Genomic DNA, 6,645 nt, shown 5'->3' on the forward strand with positions numbered 1-6,645 from the left:
TTGGCGACTTGGCAAACCAGCGGGATGCCCCGTTCGTCACGCACCCGACAACATACTGTCACCGCCCAACCCACAAACCGTACAAGTGGAAAAGGCTCCAGGAGTGTGTGGACGGCGGCAACAGTACGGCCGATGCGGTTGGTCGAGCACCGGGCCCGGCGGAGGATGCGCAGGGAACGATCTTTCTCAGCTGGTGGGCGTGATGAGGTCGAGTGCGTGCTCGGGGTGTGACCGGTAGTGATCGGTGGTTTCGGCGTGGTTGTTCCAGTCGGCGAGGTGGGTCAGGGCGATCGCGAGGTTGCGGATCGTGGCCAGCGTCCGGGGTGCGTTTCCGGTCCGGACGCGGCAGGCGTCCTCGCGGTAGGTGGTGTCCCGCACGTGGTGCAGGGCTTCGACCTGCCGGTGCCCGCGTACGGTGGCGGCGGGTCGGGGCGCCGTGGCCTGTTCGGCACGCAGGCTGGTGACCGCGTAGACGCGCTCGAGGGTGACCTTGCCGGTGCGGATGTCGCGGCGGCGGCGCACGATCTGCGGGGCCTGCACGGCGTGCGGGAAGGCGAGGCCGTGGACGGTGGCGGCCTTGGGCCGGCGGATCTCGTCCCGGCCGTGGCCGGTGGTGCGGGTCTTGTCCAGCAACGGGATGTCCCGCCAGGGCAGGTTCTTCAACTCGGCCTGGAGAGTGGGGTGGTTGCCTTTGACCACGGCGATGCAGTGGGCGTTCTTGTCCTCGACGAGGAAACGGGCGTGGTCGGTCTGGGTCAGCAGCGCGTCGGACGTAACCACGGTGCCGGCCAGTTCCAGTGGTGCGAGCAGGGGCTGGAACGCGGTGATCTCGTTGCTCTTGACGTCGGCCTGCTGCTGGGCGATCACGGCGCGTTCGCCGTGTACGACGGCCGCGAGCAGGTGGATTGCGGCGCGGGTGGCGGTGCGCGAGCCGCGCAGGGACTTGCCGTCCACGGCCAGGGCCCGCAGCCCGCGGGCGGGTTCGAGCTGGTCGGCGAGCCAGGCGCCGACGGCCCGGTCCAGGGCGTCGCCGTCGGTCCGCGCCAGCAGCCGCCCCAGGGTGCAGGCGCGCGGGACATCCGCCTCCAGGCCGAGGCGGGAGCGGGCTTCCGGCCGCAGCCCCGCGGTGAACCGGGCGATCGCGATCAGGCTGGACGCGCCGCCGAGCACTGCGAGCGTGCAGATGGACAGCAGCACGCCGAGCCGGTAGCGGCGTCCCTGCCGACGCCGCGGACCGGGCAGCACATCGAGTGCCTCCGCCAGACCCGCCAGTTCCCGCGGCTCCACATCCGGCACGTCCGCGATGCGGGCACGATGGCAGGACAGGACTTCGAGCGTGGAAACTGGCATACGGACGCGACCCCCGAACGATCAACGGCTTCAGACACCTTGATCATCGGAGGTCGCGTCCTTCGCGCACCCACCGAGCCCATCAGACAGAACCCCACCAACCAGCACCAACTGCCCATCTCGACAAGCGAGAACGCTTCAGCCCTGATGGCTCACCCGCCCCTCGCGTCCTCGCGGCCCAGCACCTGCAGCAGTTCCGCGAAGGCGGCGGGAGCCGACCGGCGAGGATCCAGGGCCTGCGCGACACCGGCGTGGTTGTCGATGTGTTGGATGAGCTTCGTGAGCATCGGCCGAAGGCCGTACTCGACGAACATTTCGGCTCCGTGCCCGCACAGTGTTCTCACCGCGTCCAGGAACAGCACGGGATGGGCGACGGCACGGGCCATCTCCGTCAAGAGGTCGTCGCTGTCGCGGCAGAACCGTCCGGTGACGGCCGAGTAGACGGGCGTGCGCAGCGGGTGCTGCCGTAGCGCACCGAGCGTATCCCGCAGGGGTGCCACCAGCGGGGCGAGTGCGGGGCCGTGGAAGGCGTAGGGCACGGGGAGCTGCAGGCTCGTGATGCCCCGCTTGCCTGCGTGCTCCTCGACGACCGAGAGCGCGTGGCGGGGACCGCACACGACGGTCTGGGAAGGGGAGTTGTGGCATGCGATGCCGAGCAGCGCGTTGTCAGCCTCTTTCAGCAGCGTGCGGGCCGTCTTGGCGTCGGTCTCCAGGCAGGTCATGCCGGTGCCATTTGGGGCGATTTCACGCAGTACTTCCTCACGGGCCACGAGCAGGCGGATGCCGTCACCGACTGCGAAGGCCTCGGCACAGGTGAGGGCGGTGTGATGGCCGAAGCTGTGACCGAGCAGGGCCGTCGGTGCGGCGCCGTGGGCGCACAGTACGCGGTGCAGTGCCACAGCGGTCACGAAGCCCAGGAGTTCGCCCCGGAAGCCCGTCGGAGCCCGTGCCCCGTCCCGTTCGGCCTCGAGGAGGTCGGAGGACAGCGGGTGCAGGCCGCAGGCCGCAGCGGATTCGTCGGCTTCCTGCCAGGTGTGCGCACTTCGTCCCACCACCGACCAGAGGCCTGGTGGCAGGCGGCGGTCACGTGCGGCGAGCCCCGGACACAAGGCCACGAACGGCCGGGCTGTGCCGCGCGGTTGGAGGACGGGCGTGGCTGGCTCAGAAGGCGTCTTCGGCAAGGTCCATCACGGTCCTGTCAGCCCCTTCCACCACACTGCGGTTCACGGCGAGGCACGGCAGGACCTCTCGGCTGAAGAAGCGTGAGACGGTCTTCTTGCCGTCGTGGAAGGCCCGTTCGGCAGGTGATGGGGCGTCGGCGACCGTGGCGATCTCGGCCTGCCGGGCGAGCAGCCAGCCGACGAGCAGGTCGCCGAGCGTGAGCAGGGCGCGGCGTGCGTGCAGGCCTATCGCGTCGAGCACATCCGGGTCGTGCGTCGACCGGGCCGCTAGATCTCTGAGTTTGTTGAACAGGGCCCTGGTGTGCTCGGCCCCTTCGCGGAGTGCGGTCCGTTCGTCCTTGAGCGGGGAGGCTGGGTCGACGGCGGAGGTGAATCGGTACACCTCGTCCAGCAGAACGTTCAGGGCTCGTGCCTCGTCCTTGACGACGCGACGCAGTACGAGATCCAGGCTCTGGATGGCGGTGGTGCCCTCGTATATGGTGTCGATGCGTGTGTCGCGTAGATACTGCTCGGCGGGGTGGTCTCGCAGATAGCCCGCACCGCCGTAGACCTGCAGAGTCTCCGAGCACAGCAGTTCCGTGGCGCGCTCGCTGCAGCACCCCTTGACCACGGGCAGGAGCAGGTCCGCCACCGCTTGTGCCGCGCGCCCTCCGGCCTCGTCTCTGCGGATACGGCAGGTGTCGGCCCGGTCCTGCCAGGATGCGGCGAGCAGGAACAGGGCGCGCAGGCCCTCCGCGTATGCCTTCTGCAGCAGCAGCGAGCGGCGTATGTCGGGGTGGTGGATGATCGTTACGCGCGGGGCCTGGGGGTCGCCGAGGTGGGCGAGGCGTGTGCCCTGTTGGCGCCGGCGCGCGTAGCCGAGTGCGTTGAGGCTGCCGGAGGAGAGCGCCGCCACGGACTTCGCGCCGACCAGCATGCGGGCCCAGCGGATCGCGTGGAACATCTGCCGCAGCCCGTCGTGCCGCTCGCCCACCAGCCAGCCTTGCGCGGTGCCGTCGAGGCCGAAGGCGAGTTCGCAGGTGGCCGAGGCGCCGAGGCCCAGTTTGGCTTCGACGCGTGTGGTGGTGATGCCGTTGCGGCCGAGGAGGTGGCCGTCCTTGGAATCGAAGCGGTGTTTGGGTACGACGAAGAGGGAGAGGCCGCCGGTGCCGGACTGTGGCGAGCTGTCGGTGGTGTGCGGCCGGGCGAGTACGAAGTGGACGATGTTCTCGGCGAGGTCGTGGTCACCGCCGCTGATGAACTGTTTGACGCCCTCCAGGTTCCACGAGCCGTCCTTGTCCGGGTACGCGCGGGTGCTGATGGCTGCTACGTCGGAGCCGGCACCAGCCTCGGTGAGGACCATGGTGGCCGCCCAGTTCCGCTCCAGCATGAGCTGTGCCAGGCGCTGTTGTTGCGGGGTTCCGTGGCGGTGCAGCAGCTCGGCGAGGACGGGGGCGCCGTGGTAGGTGGCCACAGCGGGGTTGGCTCCGACGAGGAGTTCGGTCACGGCCCAGCGCAGGAGTCGGGGGGACGGCGTGCCGCCGAGGTCCTCGGGGAGGCCGAGTTGCCAGGCGCCACAGGCCAGGAGCGCCTGGTAGGCGGGGCGGCAGGCTTCGGGGACGCGGACCTGGCCTGTGGCGGGGTCGAGCCGTGCCGGGTCGCGGTCGCCGGCTGCCCAGGAGGGTGCGATGTGCTCGCGGGCGATCCGGTCGGCCTCGGTGACCAGGGTCCACGCGGTGTCCGCGTCGAGTTCGGGGCAGGAGGCCTTCAGGACCTTTTCCAGGCCGAACAGCTCGAACAGGTTGAACCGGATATCGCGCAGGTTGGTGCGGTAGTGGCTGTTCCTCACGTGCTCCTCCCGGTCTTCACGCGGGCCCCCGGCGGGTTGGGGGCTTGGGGGTGCTGATGGCTGCGACAGGGGCGCGGGACACGGCCGCGATCAGCTCCACGGCCTCGGCGGCCGTGGGGGTCACGAGCTGTGGCCGCTCGGGTGTGGCCGTCGTCGTCACCAGCACCGCTCCGGCCGGGCGGGTCACCCATGCCGTCAGCTCCGGTAGTCCGCTGTCGGGCGGGCAGGTCACGATCAGCGTGCCGGTCAGTGGTCCGGGGCGGCAGGCGTAGGCGGCCAGGCGTCCCGGCCGGGCGAGGGCGGCTTTGAGCGCGGCCTCTTTGGCCGCCCAGGCCACGGTCGGGTTCAGGCAAGCAGTGGCTCTTTCGCCGTCGGCGGTGATCCTCGGCAGTAGTTCGGCCAGTTCCGGCTGTTCGTACTCGATGTCGACGCCGACGGGGGCGGCGGGCCGTGCCACGGCGCAGGCGGCCAGATTCCCGGTGTGGGCGATCGAAAGGACGCCCTCGAAGCCCTCGACGTGGATGCGGGGTGCGCCGCCGGGCCCGCGGAGGACGTCACCGTAGTGCGCACACCCGGCGAGGGTGAGTGCGGCCCGTGCGGTGAGCCGCCCCCGGGTCCACTCGTCCTTGCGCCACGGTGGCAGGGCGTCCGCATGGTGCCGTTCGCCGGGGCCGAGTAGCTGGTGCGGGGGCCCGTCGTGGCCCCAGTCGACCACGACGACCAGCGAGCTCACGCCAGCTTCCGTACGGAGTCCACGAAGGCGAGCAGAGTGTCAGCGTCCTCACCGGCGGGCGCGTCCGCGTAGTCGCTCACCAGACGGGCGAGCGCTTCGTACGCCTGCGTGTAGTCGTATCCGACGGCGTCGGCGATCCGCAGCGACCAGCGCCAGTAGCCGCCGAGAGTGTCGGCGAGCGGCATGCGGAAGGTGTCGAGGACTTCTTTCATCGGGGCGAGGGCCCGGCCGCGGTGGTCACGGACGTAGATGCCGACCAGATGGCTGTAGAGGGCGAAGTGCCGCGCCTCGTCGCGGGCCAGTCGGTTCAGCAGGTCGCGCAGCACCGGCTCGTGCACTACGCGCCGGAACTGCTGGTAGAAGAGCTGCGTCGCCTTCTCCTGGATGAGCGTGTACGTGAAGGCCTGCAGGGGTTCGCGGTAGGGCAGGGTCCACCGCTTGCGGCACTCCTCGGCGAGTTCGCGGGCCAGCGCGTCCGGCTCCGCCATGCCGGCCAAGGTTTGGTAGCGGGTGAGCACGGAAGCGTGCCGTTCTTCGTCGGCGGCCCACGTGACGAAGAACCTGAAGTACTCGCGGCGCAGACAGAATTCCTCGACCGGGATCTCCTCGCCGACCACGGGAAACATCTCCATGAGCCAGCTGAGGTAGCCCGGGATGTGGTCCTCGATGAAGCTGATGAACCGGACGGCCGAGCGGTCGGTGTCCGTCAGCACCTCGGGCCGCAGCCGGCGCCAGTCGAGATCGGCGAGACTCCACGAGCGGTCGGCGGCCCGCTGCACCGACTCGGCGACGGTGTCCCGTACCTCGCCGAGGCACGGGCCGGGCAGCGGCGGCGCGGACAGATCCCGGTCGTGGAGGATCCTCATGCCACCAGCGTCCTTCCCGCGCGGGAGCGCACCGCGGACAGCGCGAAGTGCTTCGTGGTGTAGCCCCAGCCTGCGTTCGTGATCCGGAAGTAGCGCAGCAGCTCGTCTGCGAGGCCCTCGCGGACGTGGTCCACGTCGGCGTGATGCGTCGTGACCCCCTTCTCCCATGCCTCGATGGTCCGCCGGTAGTGGTCGGTGAGATCGGTGAGCGAGGTCATGCTCAGGCCGGCGTCCTCCATACCCTGGACGAGCACGGACAAGGGGCGCAGCACGGCGTATCCGAAGATTCCCTGGGCAACGTACCGGCTGCCGGGCCGGTCCACGAACTCCTGGTATGCGGCGTGGCTGCGGTAGCAGCTGGCCGAGACGTACAGGGTGCCGCCGTGCCGGAGCAGCCGTGCCGGAACACGCAGCGCGGCGGTGTGGTCCGGCATGTGCTCGATGACGCCCACCATCGCGGCGGCGTCGAACGGCTCGCCGTCCGGCTCCAGGTCATACACGGAGGCATCCCGCACCTCCACCAGGTGGGCCAGCCCCTGTGCTTCGGCACGGTCGCGCAGGAAGGCCGTCTGGGCGGGTGCGGGCGCGACCGCGACGACCTGGCACTGGTGCTGCTCGGCCAGGAACAGGGCGAGCGCACCCCAGCCGCAGCCGATGTCCAACACCCGCTCCCCGCCCCGGATCCCC

The 6,645-nt window shown here is 70.3% G+C and carries 6 protein-coding genes; all 6 read right to left on the minus strand.

Annotation, left to right across the window (positions count from 1 at the left end; all coding sequences use genetic code 11):
* Positions 1–186 precede the first annotated feature (186 nt).
* Positions 187–1,350: an ISAs1 family transposase gene (locus IG74_RS0143400; RefSeq protein ID WP_078869607.1), complete on the minus strand. Its 1,164-nt coding sequence runs from the start codon at positions 1,348–1,350 to the stop codon at positions 187–189.
* 152 nt (positions 1,351–1,502) lie between these two features.
* Entirely contained in the window at positions 1,503–2,405 is a 903-nt protein-coding gene (locus IG74_RS0143405; protein WP_051856651.1) for an acyltransferase domain-containing protein, read from the minus strand.
* A 106-nt stretch (positions 2,406–2,511) separates the two neighbouring features.
* Positions 2,512–4,359 (minus strand): acyl-CoA dehydrogenase, encoded by a 1,848-nt coding sequence (locus IG74_RS0143410; RefSeq protein ID WP_030689069.1) that lies wholly within the window; start codon positions 4,357–4,359, stop codon positions 2,512–2,514.
* A gap of 16 nt (positions 4,360–4,375) precedes the next feature.
* Positions 4,376–5,092 (minus strand): 4'-phosphopantetheinyl transferase superfamily protein, encoded by a 717-nt coding sequence (locus IG74_RS0143415; RefSeq protein ID WP_030689071.1) that lies wholly within the window; start codon positions 5,090–5,092, stop codon positions 4,376–4,378.
* A complete protein-coding gene (locus IG74_RS0143420) occupies positions 5,089–5,958 on the minus strand; it encodes an acyl-ACP desaturase (protein WP_030689073.1) in 870 nt (289 codons plus the stop codon). Before IG74_RS0143420 ends, IG74_RS0143415 begins: the two co-directional genes overlap by 4 nt.
* Positions 5,955–6,645: SAM-dependent methyltransferase (locus IG74_RS0143425; RefSeq protein WP_037827208.1), on the minus strand; the 691-nt coding region annotated here is incomplete at its 5' end. The genes IG74_RS0143420 and IG74_RS0143425, both read right to left, overlap by 4 nt.

Source organism: Streptomyces sp. NRRL B-1347 (genome assembly GCF_000720325.1).
In the GTDB taxonomy this organism is placed as follows: domain Bacteria; phylum Actinomycetota; class Actinomycetes; order Streptomycetales; family Streptomycetaceae; genus Streptomyces.